The sequence below is a fragment of the Cyclobacterium sediminis genome (assembly GCF_054781075.1).
Genome location: NZ_BAAGVC010000007.1, coordinates 289,945 through 307,021, shown reverse-complemented (window position 1 = coordinate 307,021; position 17,077 = coordinate 289,945). Strand labels below are relative to the sequence as shown.

At 38.6% G+C, this 17,077-nt stretch carries 15 protein-coding genes; 11 read left to right on the top strand and 4 right to left on the bottom strand.

Going from position 1 to position 17,077, the window contains the following annotated elements; genetic code table 11:
- Positions 1-18: 18 nt before the first annotated feature.
- The 8 genes from ACYVHJ_RS09990 (at position 19) to ACYVHJ_RS09955 (ending at position 8,554) form a co-directional block, all read left to right on the top strand.
- Positions 19-1,089, top strand: a complete 1,071-nt coding sequence (locus ACYVHJ_RS09990; RefSeq protein ID WP_339900764.1) for a phosphotransferase enzyme family protein — start codon at positions 19-21, stop codon at positions 1,087-1,089.
- Between the two features lie 18 nt (positions 1,090-1,107).
- Positions 1,108-3,201, top strand: coding sequence for an ATP-dependent DNA helicase RecG (gene recG / locus ACYVHJ_RS09985; RefSeq protein WP_460514352.1), 2,094 nt, complete (start codon positions 1,108-1,110; stop codon positions 3,199-3,201).
- Positions 3,202-3,287: 86 nt separating this feature from the next.
- Positions 3,288-4,124, top strand: coding sequence for an OmpA family protein (locus tag ACYVHJ_RS09980; protein ID WP_339900761.1), 837 nt, complete (start codon positions 3,288-3,290; stop codon positions 4,122-4,124).
- Between the two features lie 10 nt (positions 4,125-4,134).
- Positions 4,135-4,791 carry a pseudouridine synthase family protein gene (locus tag ACYVHJ_RS09975; protein ID WP_460514349.1) on the top strand — a complete coding sequence of 219 codons (657 nt, stop codon included), beginning with the start codon at positions 4,135-4,137 and terminating at the stop codon, positions 4,789-4,791.
- A gap of 76 nt (positions 4,792-4,867) precedes the next feature.
- Positions 4,868-5,839: an AAA family ATPase gene (locus tag ACYVHJ_RS09970; RefSeq protein ID WP_339900758.1), complete on the top strand. Its 972-nt coding sequence runs from the start codon at positions 4,868-4,870 to the stop codon at positions 5,837-5,839.
- A 32-nt stretch (positions 5,840-5,871) separates the two neighbouring features.
- Positions 5,872-6,912 (top strand): sensor histidine kinase, encoded by a 1,041-nt coding sequence (locus tag ACYVHJ_RS09965; RefSeq protein WP_339900756.1) that lies wholly within the window; start codon positions 5,872-5,874, stop codon positions 6,910-6,912.
- A 23-nt stretch (positions 6,913-6,935) separates the two neighbouring features.
- Entirely contained in the window at positions 6,936-7,670 is a 735-nt protein-coding gene (locus ACYVHJ_RS09960) for a LytR/AlgR family response regulator transcription factor (RefSeq protein WP_339900755.1), read from the top strand.
- A gap of 128 nt (positions 7,671-7,798) precedes the next feature.
- Positions 7,799-8,554 carry a LytR/AlgR family response regulator transcription factor gene (locus ACYVHJ_RS09955; RefSeq protein ID WP_339900754.1) on the top strand — a complete coding sequence of 252 codons (756 nt, stop codon included), beginning with the start codon at positions 7,799-7,801 and terminating at the stop codon, positions 8,552-8,554.
- Between the two features lie 52 nt (positions 8,555-8,606).
- Here the strand turns inward: ACYVHJ_RS09955 and ACYVHJ_RS09950 are convergent, their stop codons facing one another.
- Positions 8,607-9,968, bottom strand: a complete 1,362-nt coding sequence (locus ACYVHJ_RS09950; RefSeq protein ID WP_339900753.1) for a PhoH family protein — start codon at positions 9,966-9,968, stop codon at positions 8,607-8,609.
- 371 nt (positions 9,969-10,339) lie between these two features.
- On the opposite strand from ACYVHJ_RS09950, the gene ACYVHJ_RS09945 reads away from it, so the two are divergent.
- Positions 10,340-10,810 (top strand): nucleoside triphosphate pyrophosphohydrolase family protein, encoded by a 471-nt coding sequence (locus ACYVHJ_RS09945; RefSeq protein WP_339900752.1) that lies wholly within the window; start codon positions 10,340-10,342, stop codon positions 10,808-10,810.
- A gap of 472 nt (positions 10,811-11,282) precedes the next feature.
- On the opposite strand, the gene ACYVHJ_RS09940 is transcribed toward ACYVHJ_RS09945, so the two are convergent.
- Both ACYVHJ_RS09940 and ACYVHJ_RS09935 read right to left on the bottom strand, forming a co-directional pair.
- A complete protein-coding gene (locus ACYVHJ_RS09940; RefSeq protein ID WP_339900750.1) occupies positions 11,283-12,107 on the bottom strand; it encodes a helix-turn-helix domain-containing protein in 825 nt (274 codons plus the stop codon).
- A 210-nt stretch (positions 12,108-12,317) separates the two neighbouring features.
- The gene (locus tag ACYVHJ_RS09935; RefSeq protein WP_460514344.1) at positions 12,318-12,572 is read right to left on the bottom strand and encodes an addiction module protein; all 255 of its coding nucleotides are present in this window, start codon (positions 12,570-12,572) and stop codon (positions 12,318-12,320) included.
- A gap of 265 nt (positions 12,573-12,837) precedes the next feature.
- On the opposite strand from ACYVHJ_RS09935, the gene ACYVHJ_RS09930 reads away from it, so the two are divergent.
- Entirely contained in the window at positions 12,838-13,386 is a 549-nt protein-coding gene (locus tag ACYVHJ_RS09930) for an REP-associated tyrosine transposase (RefSeq protein ID WP_460514342.1), read from the top strand.
- 108 nt (positions 13,387-13,494) lie between these two features.
- Here the strand turns inward: ACYVHJ_RS09930 and ACYVHJ_RS09925 are convergent, their stop codons facing one another.
- The gene (locus ACYVHJ_RS09925) at positions 13,495-15,678 is read right to left on the bottom strand and encodes a S9 family peptidase (RefSeq protein WP_460514340.1); all 2,184 of its coding nucleotides are present in this window, start codon (positions 15,676-15,678) and stop codon (positions 13,495-13,497) included.
- A gap of 289 nt (positions 15,679-15,967) precedes the next feature.
- Here ACYVHJ_RS09925 and ACYVHJ_RS09920 point away from each other — a divergent pair, with 289 nt between their 5' ends.
- Positions 15,968-17,071 (top strand): serine hydrolase domain-containing protein, encoded by a 1,104-nt coding sequence (locus tag ACYVHJ_RS09920; RefSeq protein ID WP_460514338.1) that lies wholly within the window; start codon positions 15,968-15,970, stop codon positions 17,069-17,071.
- Positions 17,072-17,077 lie beyond the last annotated feature (6 nt).

Genomic DNA, 17,077 nt, shown 5'->3' with positions numbered 1-17,077 from the left:
GGTTTTTGAATTATAACTATGAAAGAAACAATATTAGATGCCTTAAAATCTGCTTACGCATTAGACGAAGGCCAAATGGTAGCCAATAGATTCGGTTCGGGTCACATTCATAAGACATATAAAGTGGATGGCCCCAATAAATCCTATATTTTACAAGAATTTAATGACACAGTTTTTAAGTACCCTGAGCGAATTTCAAATAATCTCGGATATCTCTTAGATAATTTTGACCCGGCTAAGCTCCCTTTTGTTTTGCCTTTGCCTATTCCTAACCGCAAAGGGGAATTATTTACAACCTTAGACGGGGGACAATACCGCCTTTTTCCCTTTGTAACCGGGCTAACCAGAGATGACATTGAAGAAAAAGAACAAGCTGAAATTGCTGCGGAAGCTTTTGCTTACTTTGTCAAAATATTCTCCAAAACAGACCCCGGCAAACTCCAAGATACCATACAAGATTTCCATAACCTGGAATGGAGGTATGAACAATTTGATCAAGCCTTAAAAAATCCTACCATTGAAATCGACAAGGAGACAGAGGAAATGATCGCCTATTATGAGGCCCAAAAGGAGTTATTGAAGCAGTTTAGAATTTACCGTGATCAGCTGCCACTTAGAGCTACGCACAATGACACCAAAATCAACAATCTGATCTTTAGTGAAGACCTAAAGAAGGTCAATGCAGTAATTGATCTGGACACCATCATGGCCGGTTTTGTATTTTATGATTTTGGAGACCTTGCCCGTACAGTGGCGTGTACCAGAGATGAGTCCTCCTTAGATTGGGGAAACATTCATGTTGATATGGTTAAATATAAGGGCTTACTCGAAGGCTTTTACACCGTATTGGCAGGCCATATTACGAATAAAGAAATGGACTCGATTCCCTTTGGAGCTGAAATGATGACCCTTATCATGGGACTTCGTTTTTTAACGGACCATTTGATGGGCAATGTGTACTATCAGGTTACCTATAAAGAACAAAATCTTCATCGTGCCAAAAACCAAGCGGAGTTGCTAACCGCGTTTATCGAGAAAAGGCCGGAAATCAAGGCACTTGAATCTGAGCTGAAAAAAAAGTTTCTGTGAAGTATTAAATAGTTAGATTTGTCCGGATTCTTTGATACTAAAATCGAATACCTGAAAGGTGTTGGCCCTCAAAAAGCAGCACTTATCAATAAAGAGTTGGATATTTTCACCTTTGGTGAAATGCTACAACATTACCCCTTCAGGTATGAAGACCGGACCAAATATTATAAAATAGCAGACATCCGATCAGACCTACAGCAAGTGCAACTTGTGGGAACCGTTTCTTCTTTAGAAATTATCGGTGATGGAAGAAAAAAGAGACTTGTGGCTCAATTTAGGGATGAAACAGGCCTTATAGAATTGACTTGGTTTAAAGGCATACAGTGGGTAAGTAAAAGACTGGTCAAAGGTGTTCCTATGGTTGTCTTTGGCAAACCACAACAATTTGGTAGAAAAATCAGCATTGCACATCCTGAAATCGAACCCCTTACCCAAAAGCAAGAAAAAGAGGCAAGCTTCCAACCGGTTTATCCCACCACAGAAAAACTAAGAAGTAGGTACCTAGACAGTAAAGGCATTTCCAAAATCATAGAAACCTTATTGCCTTTGGTTCTGCCCAAGGTTCCTGAAACCCTTCCACTTTCACTTTGCCAATCCTTGCGCTTGGAAAGAAAGCCGGTAGCTCTCAAGGAAATTCACTTTCCCTCTGGCCAACAAGCATTAAAAATAGCCCTTTACCGATTGAAGTTTGAGGAGTTTTTTTTCTTGCAACTGCGTTTATTGAAAATGAACCTGGCCAGAACCGAGAAATTCAGAGGAAAGGTTTTGGACAAAACAGGTTTGCTCACCAAGTTTTACAAAGAATTTCTTCCTTTTGACCTTACCAACGCCCAGAAAAGGGTAATTAAGGAAATTTACAGCAACCTAAAATCCGGGCTTCAAATGAACAGGTTGGTCCAGGGCGATGTAGGCTCAGGAAAAACCATTGTCGCTTTTATCTGTCTATTAGTAGCTGTCGATTCAGGCTACCAAACCTGCCTGATGGCTCCAACAGAAATCTTAGCTACCCAGCACTATGAGGGCTTAAAAGATTTTTCGGAACAAATGGGCTTGAAGATTGCCTTGCTTACCGGGTCTACTAATAAGAAAAACAGGGCAATCATTCATGAAGCTTTAAAATCGGGTGAATTGAACCTATTGGTGGGCACCCATGCACTGTTAGAGGATGTGGTGGTCTTCAAGCAATTAGGCCTGGCCATTATTGATGAGCAACATCGATTTGGCGTGGCACAAAGAGCGAAATTATGGGGCAAGAACAGTGATTTCTATCCCCATGTACTGGTAATGACTGCTACACCCATCCCCAGAACCCTGGCCATGACAGTGTATGGAGACCTGGACATTTCTGTGATTGATGAATTGCCCGCAGGCAGAAAGGCCATACAGACGGTTCACAGATATGACAAAGACCGGCTCAAAGTTTTTGGCTTCCTGAAAAAAGAAATCGCCAAGGGTCGACAGGTTTATATTGTATATCCTTTGATTGAAGATTCTGAAAAAAGCGACCTGAAAAGCCTAATGGATGGCTATGAAAGTATTTGTAGGGCTTTCCCCGAAATGCCTGTTGGTATATTGCATGGCAATATGAAACCTGCTGATAAGGAGTTTGAGATGAACCGGTTTGTCAAAGACGAAACAAAAATAATGGTAGCAACTACGGTCATAGAAGTAGGAGTAAACGTTCCAAACGCTTCGGTTATGGTGATCGAAAATGCAGAAAGGTTTGGTTTGTCCCAACTGCATCAATTGCGGGGAAGGGTAGGTAGAGGCTCAGACCAATCTTACTGTATATTAATGAGTAAATATGAACTAAGTAAAGACAGTAGGGTAAGACTGGACACCATGGTTAGGACCAACGATGGATTTGAGATTGCTGATGTAGACCTGAGGCTTCGTGGCCCCGGGGATTTGGCCGGCACCCAACAATCGGGAATTACAGATTTAAAGATTGCAGACATTGGAAAAGACAGCGAGATTTTGGTCCAAGCCAGGGCTTCAGCACAATCGATTCTGGAGAAAGACCCTCACCTTAAGGAGTTAGAAAATAAACCCATCGCTGATCAATTGTCTAGACTCAGAAAGAACGAAATGAATTGGAGCAGGATTTCCTGAACTATTTGTGCAAAAATGCCAAATTTCGAAGAGAAGCCATTAAATTGGTATGTTTTTCGTTACAGATTACTTAAAACAAGACAATTATGTGGAACAAGATAATTTTTCGAAGTATCGTATTGATCCTACCATTGTGGTATGCATGCGTACCGCAGAAGAAATACAACGAAGTAAACATAAGGAATGCAGAAATGATGCGTTCTTTAAGAACGACGGAAAACAAGCTGGACAGCACCAACAATAGCCTTGAAGCCTTTGTTAAAAAGGCCGATAAGCTGGAAGAAGACTTGGAGGCTTCTAATAGAAAAAACGAAGCACTGGAGGCCAAACTTGAAAGGGCCATTGCAACTTCTTCTTCTGTGCAGCAAGAGCTGACTGCAAAGGAACAAAGGATGCTGGAACAACAGGAAAGGCTTGACCTGTTGCAAAACCTGCTGGACGAACAAAGAGCGATTATGGAAGGTTTAAAAACAACCATTGATAAAGCCTTGGTTCAATACCGATCTGATGAACTTCAAGTCTATGAACAAGATGGAAAATTGTATGTTTCCTTACAAGACAAGTTATTATTTCCTTCAGGAAGTGCCACTGTAAATAAAGAGGGAAAAGAAGCTTTGAGCAAATTAGCAGCAGTGATAAGCAACAGTCCGGACATTCAAATATTGGTAGAAGGGCACACTGACAATGTACCAATCAGGGGTAGATTTGAGGACAATTGGGCATTAAGTACAGCCAGAGCAACGGCCATTGTTCGTGTTTTAACCAATGCATATGATGTACAGCCAGAACGAGTAACAGCAGCTGGAAGGAGTTTTTATTACCCCAAAGCATCCAATGAAACTCCTGAGGGAAGGGCAAAAAACCGGAGGACAGAAATTATTCTTACCCCTCAATTAAACGAATTATTTCAATTGCTGAGGTAAGCCAAATCATATGTCATTTAGTTATTATATCATTTATAAGCCTTTTGGCGTTTTGAGTCAATTTAGTGGTGAAGGAAACACGCTGGGCTTACTTGGAGATTTCCCTTCCGACGTCTACCCTGTAGGAAGGTTAGACAAAGACAGTGAAGGCTTACTCATTTTAACCAATGACAAACAACTCAATCACTTATTACTTGACCCTACTTATTTGCATGAAAGAACTTATTGGGTGCAGGTAGAAGGAGAAATCACAGACAAGGCTGTGCGAGACCTGGAGCAAGGGGTAATCATAACTGTGAATAAAAAACCCCATAAAACCTTAAAAGCCAAGGCAAAATTAATTCAAGACATTGAACAGCTGTTACCGGAAAGGAACCCTCCTATTCGTTATAGAAAAAACGTTCCTGACTCTTGGGTAGCTATAAGCCTTAAGGAAGGTAAAAATAGACAGGTAAGGAAAATGACTGCAGCCGTAGGCTTTCCAACCCTCCGTTTGGTCAGATGGTCAGTAGAAAATTTAACGATTGAAGGATTTGAAGTAGGGGAAGTTAGGTCTTTTGATCAAAAATCCATTTATTCTTCTTTAGGGATTTCCGGTAAACCACATTACGGAGAGCACTATAAAAGTACCAATAGTAGAAAAATGAAAAAGAAGAAAAGGTTCTAAATTGTGATAAAGAATGTTTTATTCTAATTTAGGCTTCTTATAGGCAAAATATCAATAGAAATTTCAAATATCCATTATGCATCAGGAGAAGATTCAGGAAGTTATAAACGAAGTAAAAAAGATAGTAGTTGGTCAGGAAAAGATGGTCAACAGACTCTTAATAGGCTTGTTTACCAACGGACACATTTTATTAGAAGGGGTACCGGGCCTTGCCAAAACCCTGACAGTTAACACACTTTCGAAGGTGCTTCATCTGGATTTTAAGCGTATTCAATTTACCCCAGACCTGTTACCTGCTGACTTGATAGGTACCATGATCTACAATCAATTGAACGCCAATTTTGAAGTAAAAAAGGGTCCGATATTTTCTAATATAATCTTAGCTGATGAGATTAACAGATCTCCTGCGAAAGTGCAATCTGCTTTGCTCGAAGCGATGCAGGAAAAACAAGTTACCATTGGTGAAAACACCTTTTCCCTTGACAAGCCTTTTTTGGTTTTGGCCACCCAAAACCCTGTAGACCAAGAAGGAACTTACCCATTACCAGAAGCGCAGGTAGATAGGTTTATGATGAAGGTAAATATAGAATACCCTTCGAAAGCGGATGAATTGGAGGTAATGCGAAGAATGACCAATTCAAAATTCATTTCAGAGGTACAACCCATTTTAAACAAAGAGGAAATTTTCGATATAAGAACCGCCATCAATGAAGTTCAAATTGCAGAGGCATTAGAGAATTACATCATTGAGATTGTCTTTTCCACCAGATACCCTGAAAAATACGGCATGCATGAAGAGGCAAAATACATACAATTCGGTGCATCTCCCAGAGCATCCATAAATCTTAACCTAGCGGCCAAAGCCAATGCTTTTATGCAAGGAAGAGACTATGTTTTGCCTGAAGACATCAAGGAGGTGGCAGAAGATGTGCTGAATCACAGGATAATCCTAAACTATGAAGCAGAGGCTGACAATGTAAGCACCCGTGATTTGATTAATAAAATTCTTGACAAAATACCTTTGAACAAATCGGCCTCAATACAGTAAACACATATCCGCCGGAGGAAGTAGGGACTTGAATGAATAAAAACAAGCTATATTGGTTGTTACAAATTTTTGGTTGGCTGAGCTTTGCTTTGGTCAACCTGTTTTTTGCATCCATGGCTCGGGGAATCACCCCTATTCAAATTGGCGCGTATTTTTCTTTGGCAATAATCTATTTTGCTTCTACCCATTTTTTTCGGCACCAAATTAAACACAATAGTTGGCTTGAATTCCCTACCACTAAGTTGATAAGTCATGTATTGACGGCTGTTTTGATCTTGAGCTTAATGAATACTTTTTCTCAAATCCTGATCAACTGGGTATTTGGCACCTTACATTATCCTCAAGATTTTAGGCCCTTGGTCTTGATGGTCAACCTTTTTACCAGCTTTCTTTATTATTCTTTATGGTCATTGCTTTATTTTCTATTTTATTTCCTGGACAATTACAATTCCAGCCTGCAATACCAAGCAAGAATCAATGAAATCAAATTGATCCATCTACGCAATCAGTTAAATCCACACTTTATCTTTAATGCATTGAACAGTGTTCGTGCCTTAGTGGATGAGGATCCAATCAAAGCAAAATCTGCAATTACCCAACTGTCCAATATTTTAAGGTATTCTTTGGTAGTAGACAAGCACAAGACCATCCCTTTGTCTGAAGAGATGAAGACAGTAAAAGACTACCTAAACCTTGAATCTATACGTTTTGAGGAGCGGTTAAAAGTGATTTATGATGTAGAACCCAAAACCAATCAATACCGCATTCCACCAATGATGCTACAGACCATCGTTGAAAATGCCATCAAACATGGTATTTCAAATTTGATGAAAGGCGGGATTATAGAAGTCAAGTGTACTGTGGGCTTACTAGATGATTTATACATTTGGGTTAGAAACAGTGGTCAATTAAAACCATCAGGGACACCCAAGAAAAAAGGCGAGGGCCACGGCATCGCCAACACCATTCAACGGTTAAAACTTATTTTTGGAAACAAGGCCTCATTCAAAATTTTCAATTATGGAAATGAATTTGTGGTTACAGAAATAAAAATACCAAAACAAAAAGGTTAAATTTAGGTTAAAATATAAATAGTATGCGTGTATTAGTAGTAGATGATGAAAGATTGGCTAGAAAAGAGCTTATCAGTTTGCTTGGTCAAAATGACAATATAGAGATTCTTGGAGAGGCACCGAATGTGGATGAAGCCAAGGAAAAAATTGAATCCCTACAACCTGATGTTGTGTTTTTGGATATTCAGATGCCTGAAAAAACAGGTTTTGACCTACTGGAGGAATTAGATTTTGTTCCTTTGGTTGTATTCATAACCGCGTATGATGAATTTGCCCTGCAGGCATTTCAAGTAAACGCATTAGATTATTTGCTAAAGCCAATTGAACCGGATAGATTAACTGAAACACTTAAAAAGCTTGAGAAAAAACTTGAAGAATTAAAGAAAGAAGAAGCCCAAGAGGTTGATTTACCTAAGGACAAACTTTCTTTAAACGATCAGGTTTTCGTCAAAGATGGAGACAAATGTTGGTTTGTAAAATTGGCAAACGTGAGGTTATTTGAATCTGATGGCAACTATATCAAAGTCTATTTTGAGAAAAACAAGCCAATGATTCATAAATCACTCAATGCACTAGACGAGCGACTGGATGAAAAATCTTTCTTTAGAGCAAGCAGAAAACATATTATTAACTTAAGTTGGGTAGAAAGTATTGAACCATGGTTTAATGGAGGTCTGGTAGTGACCTTAAAAGGGGGCGAACGAATTGAAGTGAGTAGAAGACAGGCAGCAAGATTTAAGGATCTGATGAGTTTATAATCATTTTAATAAAAAATATTGAAATCAAATGGTCAGTTAATTGGTTGTTCTGTGCATTTATATGTATTTTATTTGTAAATTTCGTTGGAGTGTTAATTTTTAGATTTTTCAATTAAAACAGTATAGAAATGAAAGAAGAACGAATACTGATCGTTGAGGACGATGTAAATATTTCTGAAAACATTGAAGAAATATTACAACTTTTAGGTTATGTAAATATTGATATTGCCAATTCTGCAAACCAAGCCATCAAAGTAGTAAAGAAGTACCGGCCTGACATGGTATTTATGGATATCAAGTTGAAAGGGGACAAGGATGGTATTGAATTGGGAGAAATAATACAGCAAATGGTGGATGCACCAATTGTATATGTAACCTCTTATAGCGATCCTGCCATTATAGAAAGAGCAAAAAGAACGCACCCTGCCGGGTTTATCGTCAAACCTTTTAATAGCAATGACATCCACGCCATGGTTGAAATTGTGCTATATAACCAAAGGACAAGGCCGGCTTTATCTGACAGTGGTTCTTCAAAAATTGCAGAAAGCCCTTACCTGGTAATAGATGCAGTCTATATCAAAGCTGACAATAGTTTTGAAAGGGTAGACTATAGCGACATTTATTATGTGGAAGCAAATGGCAACATGGTGACAATATTCTCTAAAAACAGAAATTTCACCATAAGGAAATCTATGAAGGACATGGAAGAAAAACTACCTTCAAATTTGTTCTTGAGGGTACAAAAGTCCTACATTGTTCAATTGGCTCAAATAGAAAGCTTTAACACTAAAGAAATAAATTTGAGAACAGGTGATGTCGTACAAGTGGGAAGGCAGTATTACAACAGCTTTCTGGCCAAGCTCAACACCATTACTGAAAGTTAATTAAAATATTAGACATGGAATATGCAATAGTAATCCTGTTGCATATTCCCTATTAAAGCAAGTCATTGGCTAAATTGGCCAATTCAGACCTTTCCCCTTTTTCTAGTTTAATGTGTGCATATAGCGGATGTTTTCTTACCCTATCTATCAGGTAAGACAAGCCATTGCTTTGACTATCCAGATAAGGTGTATCGATCTGGAAAACATCACCGGTAAAAATTATTTTTGTATTCTCCCCCGCTCTGGTAATGATGGTTTTCACCTCATGAGGGGTTAAATTCTGGGCCTCATCCACAATAAAGAAAATATTGGACAAGCTACGTCCTCGAATATAAGCAAGTGGTTGAATGACCAATTTTTCCTGATTGATCATGTCATTAATCCTTTGGTATTCCTTATCGGTTTCTTGGTATTGGTTTTGGATAAACTTTAAATTGTCCCATAGAGGCTCCATATAGGGGTTTAATTTGGACTTGATGTCCCCAGGCAGATAACCAATGTCTTTATTGCTCAAAGGCACAATTGGTCGAGCCAAAAATATTTGTTTGTAATCTTTGCGCTGCTCCAAAGCACCGGCAAGTGCCAGCAAGGTTTTACCTGTACCTGCCACTCCCTGAATGGTCATCAGCTTTATATTGGGGTCCAATATGGCATTCAGAGCAAAGGCCTGCTCGGCATTTTTAGGACCTATATTGTAAGCTTTTGTCTTTGATATTTTTGAGAAATCATTTTGCGCTGCATGATAAAAGGCCAGGATGGAAGCATTGCTTTCCAAGCCCTTCAAAATATAAAAAGTATTGTTTTCAGGCAGGTTTTTTCTCCTTTTCCCAAAAACTTTTGCTCCCGTAAGGCTACCTTTTTCGTACAGGTCATCAATTATTTCATTGTCTAAATTGTCAATAATCCCCTTGCCGGTATTTTCTATTTCACTAATATTCTTAATCTTCCCCGTTTCATAATCCTCCGCCGCAATGTCCAAGGACTTGGCCTTCAACCTTAAGTTGATGTCCTTGCTCACCAAGATGACTTTTCTGTTGGTCTCCGTTTGCTTAAGGCTTAAGGCCGCATTTAAAATCTTATGGTCATTCTTTTCTTCGCCAAAGATCTCATTGGCATTGAGCTTATTCTCCGGGTTCATCATGATTTTAAAGGAACCCTTGTTTTTTCCATTCAAAGGTGTCCAATTTTGAATCATCTGGTCTTCGGAAAGTTTGTCTAGAAGCCGAATAAATTCCCGGGATTCAAAGTTCTTGGTATCATTCCCTTTTTTAAACTGATCCAGCTCCTCCAATACGGTAATTGGAATGACTATATCGTGTTCTTCAAAATTCATAATGGAATGGTGATCATATAAAATGACCGATGTATCGAGTACAAAAATTTTCGAGGTACTACTTGTTGCCCGTTTTGCCATAAAGCTAATTTGAAAGTAAAAGTCTCTTAATAATAATTATTTTAATTCACAATGCTTAAAAAAACAACTGCTAAAATTAACTCTTATTTAATAGATAAAGTCATTCAATTTCATAATCCCCTAATAAACTGCTGGTTAAGCCCTTGTCTATTTTCGTTAAAAATAAATGAATAAATCCTTATAGAGGGGCAGGGAAATTGACCACCTTTCCGAAGGATCATATCTGGCCGGAAAAAGGTGTAAAATGCAATTTCAGTTTTATTCAATTGAAACTCCGGAAATCAAAGTGCTTCTTTTGATTAATTAATTTGACATATACTGGTTTCATAAGCCAACATTTTTTTTCTTTGAAACCAGAAGAATAAATCACCATGAAAGATCCCAAGACTTTAACAGCAGTAGCCGATTTTCACCAGACCTTTAAGCACCCTATTTTGCCTTCACCGGTTATTCCTGATAAATCCCGCTGCAAACTTCGGGTTTCGTTAATCGCTGAAGAATTAAAGGAATTGGAAGAAGCCATTGCAAATGACGACCTAGTAGAAGTAGCCGATGCACTTTGTGATATCCAGTATGTATTGTCCGGAGCAGTATTGGAGTTTGGCTTGGCAGATCAATTCAAAAGCCTTTTTGATGAGGTTCAAAGATCCAATATGAGCAAAGCCTGTAAAAATGAAGAGGAGGCAAAAGCCACAGTTGCACATTACCAAAGTAAAGGCACCGACTGCTATTATGTTAAATCTGATGAGGTGTTTTTGGTTTATCGCAAGGAAGACAACAAGACATTAAAGTCCATTAACTACTCTCCTGCGGATTTGGCTTCTCTTTTAAAACGCCCATAAACTTTACACGCAGTAAGGACTGACTTCATTGTCCCTACCAATGGCACCCTAATGGCAGTCCTATCCATCAGTGGTATCTCGTACAATTCTGGCTTAAGTTTGCCCTAAAGCCTGTGATTTTGATGGTACTATTAACTCCCATTGCAATCATTAAGGCTGTGGCCACCGGATATTAGGCAAGTGTATACCACTGATTAAAAAATGTCGTTACTGGTCGAAGTTTGAGCGATAGCAGCAACTTCGTCCCAGCATCGTTCAAGTTTTCAACTTGAGTAAGACATAAAGGGCCTTTTTTTTACTAAAATATAATGGTTTTATGGGTAGGAAATAGAATTTCCATAACCTTCAAAACATTACTTCGTGGATTTTGCTATTGTAAGTCTATGTTTTGAAGGTTGAAAACTTTCTCATTTTAGGTCTAAGTTACGCGCCGCTAAACTTAGACCAGAAAAGGAATCAGGAAATGAAGCCATTATTTTTTCTCCCTAAATTCCGAAGGAGATATCCCTATTTGGTTTTTAAAGAACCTGCTAAAGGATTGAATGTCCTGAAATCCTAGCTCATAACCTATCTCTGAAACGTCCTTTTCTGTATAATACAATAACCTTCTAGCCTCCAACATGATCCTTTCCTGAATCACCTGCAAAGGCGTTTTTTTACTTAATTTTTTAAAAGTATTTGAAATGGTTTTAGGGGCTTTAAAGAGCAGTTCTGAATATTCGGCCACGCTGTGCTTTTCTCTGAAATGTGTTTCTACCAAATAGTTAAACTCCCTGAATAAATCATTTTGTTTAGGAGTAGGACTTTCGTGATACTGCTGCCTTTTAAAAATACGGGTACATAAGATAAGTATCCGCTTAAGCATCATCTGAAGCATCTCTAATTGAAGGTCATCCTTCATTTCGAACTCAAGCACGGCCATTTTCCAAGCCGTTTCGAGTATTTCCAGTTCCTTGTCGGCTGCCTTTATAATGGGTGGAGTAGCAGCTCCATAATACAAAACGCCCTTACAACTGACCTCACTGTCGTGATCCAAAATACAATAAAATTGCCGGTTAAACCTTAATAAATTGATGGTATTGATTTTCTTGAATTCCAGTTTATTGAGCTGCGACAAGCTTAATAACTCATTTTTATTGAAAGTATAAGGAATCCCATCAATTAGTAGTTTATTATTATCCGAGGTAAACCAGATCAATTTTAAAACCTCCGGCTGACTTTCTAACAGGTGTTTACAGTTAGTAGAGTCAATGGATTGAATTTCAAAATATTCGTTTTGCTTGCCTGTATATATCATCTTTGGTAAATAACCCTATCTTTTACTGTTTCTACTGGTCGAAGTTATGATTTGCTAAAATTCTTTACTGGACGAAATTTGAGCGAGAGCGGTAACTTCGTCCCATCATAACGAAAGTTTTCAACTTGAGTGGGTCTAAAACATGCTAATTTTTACTAGATTAACGAGGCAGAAAAACCCATTATAAGTCTAAGTTACCGGTTTCTAAATTTAAACCAGCCGACTTTTTATCCTCTCTCTAACTTGCTCCCAAGACGAGAACTTCATTTCCCCATTTTCATATCGCTTAAGCCTGCTGTCCAGTTCCTTCGTCTGTTCGGAATTTAAATTCAAAGAACTTTCTTGTTTCGCTTTCATGCCTTGAAGTTGCTCAAGGACAGACAAATCCTGAAGCTCAGTAAGCCAATGGATAAGGTCGACTTTAATTGATTGGATATCCCTACGAATCATTTTTTTATGTTCCATGAAGTTAACGATTTCATATTACATTTTAAATTACAGCAATGGATTATGAAAGTTGAAAACTTTCATCATTTTAGGTCTAAGTTACGCTCCGCTAAACTTCGACCAGTTGGATTACTGGTCGAAGTTTCAGCGATAGCGGTAACTTCGGCCCACCATCATTCAAGTTTTCAACTTGAGTAAGGTTTAATTATTTTGATTTTTACTAAATTAAAAGCTCAGAATCTATTTTTAAAAAAAATTTCAAAAATTTAGACATGTTAGTTTTATGGGCAGAAAATATGTTTTCCATGATTCCCGTGAACTTTATTTCGTAAGTTTTGCTACCGTAAATTGGATAGACGTATTTACGAGAAAGGTCTATTTTGAAATTATCGTAGATTCTCTGGTCTTTTGTAGCAAAAATAAAGGCCTTGAATTGTATGCTTGGTGCATAATGCCTAGCCATGTACACCTTATCATTAGTTCCGAAAACAATAGACTTTCAGACATTATGAGGGATTTAAAGCGGCATACCTCCAAAGCTTTGTTAAAATTGATTGCCGAAAACCCAAAAGAAAGCAGGAAAGAATGGATGCTTTGGATGTTTGAAAGGGCGGGCAAAAGAAATGCTAACAATGAAAAATTTCAATTTTGGCAACAAAGTAACCACCCTATAGCACTTTTTAATGCAAAAATGCTGACGCAGCGATTGGATTACCTTCATCAAAATCCTGTAAAAGCAGGACTCGTAACAACACCTGAACATTATCAGTATAGTAGTGCCATTGACTATGCAGGAGGAAAGGGTGTTTTACCTATTATATTTGCTACCTGAGGTTTGGTTTTGGATTTGCAAAAGTAATCTGGACAAAGAGTCTCGAAAGTTGAAAACTTTCGTCATTTTAGGTCTAAGTTACGCTTCGTTAAACTTAGACCAGTTGCATTACAGTTTCTCTTTCACGTAATTGGTCAGCATTTTATAAAGGTGCCAAGTAGTGTTGCCACCGTGAACCCCATGATTCCTATTGGGATAGTAAAAGCTGTCAAATTGCTTATCGGCCGTTATTAGGGCATCTACCAAAGCAACACTGTTTTGAAAGTGTACATTGTCATCACCCGTACCATGTACCAATAGAAAGTTACCATTGAGCTTGTTTACATGATTGATTGGGCTGAAATCATCGTATCCCGCAGGATTTAATTGAGGGGTCTGTAAAAAACGCTCGGTATAAATGGTATCATAATACCTCCAGGTCGTTACCGGTGCCACAGCCATTGCCGTTTTGAAAGTTTCATTGCCGATCATCAGTGCCAGTGAAGACATATATCCCCCGTAAGACCAACCCCATATGCCAATCCGGCTTGCATCTACATAAGGCAGTTCAGCGAGGTATTTCGCTCCTGCGATTTGATCTTCTGTCTCCAGTTTTCCCAACTGATTGTAAGTGCTGTGCTTAAAGTCTCTTCCTCTTCCTCCAGTACCTCTATTGTCTATGCCCACCACGATATACCCCTCGGCAGCCAGGTGTTGGTGCCACCAATCACGGGTGCTACCCCAGTTGTTCATTACATTCTGAGAACCCGGACCACCATACACGTACATAAGTACAGGATAGGTTTTCGATGGATCGAAAGTCACGGGTTTTATCATATAGCCATTCAAACTGGTGCCATCTATGGTTTTAAAATCAAAAAATTCCTTAGGAAGATATGCGTATTCCTTCATTTTTTCCTGAAGTGCTTGATTGTCTTCCAATACCTTAATCTCTTTCCCTTCATTATCACTCAAAACAACCTGCAAAGGCTGCGTAACGGTGCTGTAAGCATCAATATAATACTGCTGATCGGGACTCATATTAATGGAATGTGTGCCTTCCTCAGGAGTAAGTAGCTTTTTCTTTTTCCCTTTTAAATTGATGGAATAAAAGTGTCTTTCAAGGGGGGACTGTTCAGTAGAAACGTAATACACTTTCCCTTCTTTGCTATCCACAGCCACCAATTCAGTCACTTCCCATTCGCCTTTTGTAATTTGACGAATTTTGTTTCCTTCCATGTCATATTGGTAGACATGCTTAAAACCATCCTTCTCAGAGGTACCAATAAATCCTTTTCCTTCTGGAAGAAAGAGAAAATTGTCATTGTAATCCATGTCCACATAGGTTTCTGCAGTTTCAGAGAGGATGGTTTTGGTTTTTCCTGTTTGGCTATCTGCAAACAAGATGTCCATCTGATTTTGTAGCCTGTTTAAACGGATAATAGCAAGGGTATTGTTGTCGGCTGCCCAATACATCCTGGGCAAATAAATGTCAGTATCCGCACCGGTATCCACAGTTTGCGTCTGCGCATTTTCCAGATGGTAGATTTGGATGCTTACCACAGCATTCTTCTCCCCGGCTTTAGGATATTTAAAATGCTCATCTTCCGGATACAAGGCACCCCATTTTTGCATATTGAAAAGCGGCACTTCACTTTCGTCAAATCGAATATAGGCCAGTTTACTGCCATCGTTAGACCAGGCAAAAGCTTTGGACATGGAAAACTCCTCTTCATAAACCCAATCTGCAGCTCCATTGATAATGGCGTTTTTTTCTCCATCTGAAGTAACCTGAACTTTTTTATCGGTTTGTAGGTCCAAGTAATAAAGGTTATTTTCTTTTACATAGGCCACCTTCTGATTGTCAGGAGAAAGGCTGGCATAGGAGATTTTTTCTCCCTCTTCTAATTCTTTCAAGTTTCCGGTTTCCAGGTCAAGCAAATGGTAGATTGCTTTGGTAGACCTCCTATAGATGGGCTCTATTTCAGATCCCAGCAAGGCCATGCTTTCCTCCGGATTAAAAGCGTAATTGCTAAAATTGAGCCCCAATTCCCTACCATCAATCAATACTTCACTCTCTTCACCTGTAGCCACATTAATTCTTACTACCTGAGGAAAACCTGCCACCGTTTTTAAGCTACTGTAAAATTTACCATCCTTCATCCAGTTGATGCCTTGAACGGTTTTGGGGGTGAAAACCTGGTCTTTTATAACCGCTTCAAGTGTTAATTTTTTATTATCCTGTGCCAATCCACTAATTGTAAAGAGTAAGACAAAGACCAAAACGGCCTGTATTTTATAGTATCGTTTCATATTTTTCTCCTTTTAGCCAGGTGAGCAAAAGACAGTCCGGCTTATATGATGCCCAAAGGTAATTAAACGGTGATTACTTTAAAAACCAGCTCCATTTCAATAATGTTTTGCCGTAGAAATTAACTTTAATTCAGCTTATACGTTTTATTGGGATAAATTGTTAAACAGGTCGTTCAAAAGAATTAGGTTCTTGACTAATTAATAAAGAACTCCAGAACGATAATCACCTATTCCTAAGGCAATCAAGGATTTAATTGATATCTTCAACCCAAGCAAAGGGTAAACTTTTATGTCAAAATTTATAATTCTTGTTCTAATTGCATGTCTTGGAATCAGCTGTCAGGAAGAGCGCGCTGCCGTTAACTTTCAGCAAGCCTATGAAGGTAAAATTACGGAAGGCCAATCAAGATTGATTCATACGGAAGCCAAAGGTTTTTTTAACCAAACCCAGCTTTCCATAGCCATAATAAAGAATGGAAAACCGGAATTTTATGGAGTGAAATTAGAAAATGACACCTTGTTCTCAGTAGAAAACCATGATAAGGTCTTTGAAATTGGGTCTATCTCAAAAGTATTTACAGCTACATTACTGGCAGGCTTAAGCCTCGAAGACAAGCTAAACCTCAATGACCCTGCCAGTAAATATTTGCCATGGAAACTCAATAACACAGCTGAATTTACCCTGCAACAACTTTCGAACCACAGTTCAGGCTTACCCAGGCTCCCTGATAACCTGATCCTTTCAGAAGTGGATACAGCCAATCCCTACAAAGATTATGGGGTAGAAAAATTGAGAATATACCTCACAGAACAGCTAGAACTAAAGCAGAATCCAGGACTAAAATTTGACTATTCAAATTTGGGAGTAGGACTATTGGGTTATATTCTGACCAAGATAGATTCTTCAAGTTATGAAGAAATGATCCAAAATAGAATCGCCATTCCATTTAATATGCAATCCACAACCGTCAAGAGGGAAAAGGTTATGAAAAAGCTTGTCAAAGGTCTGGACGTGGAAGGTCAGGTTACTCCCAACTGGGATTTAAATGTTTTGCAAGGTGCCGGGGCCATTCTATCCAGTACCCAAGATCTGACTAAATTTGCCCTTGCTCAATTCAATCCGGCCAATCAGGCATTGGCCCTTACACAAAAGAAAACATTTTCTATAACCCCTTATGAAAAGGCCATAGGACTTGGCTGGATGATTGAAAATAAAAATAATGGCAAATGGTTGTGGCATGGAGGGGGAACCGGAGGATATGCCTCTTCTTTTACCTTGGATATAGAAAGGAAAAATGCCGTAATTATTCTGTCCAATATTTCCGGTTTTTCAGAAAAGGTGGTAAACATTTCAAACCTTGGTTCACGCTTATCGGAGATGATAGAAGATTGATTCTGT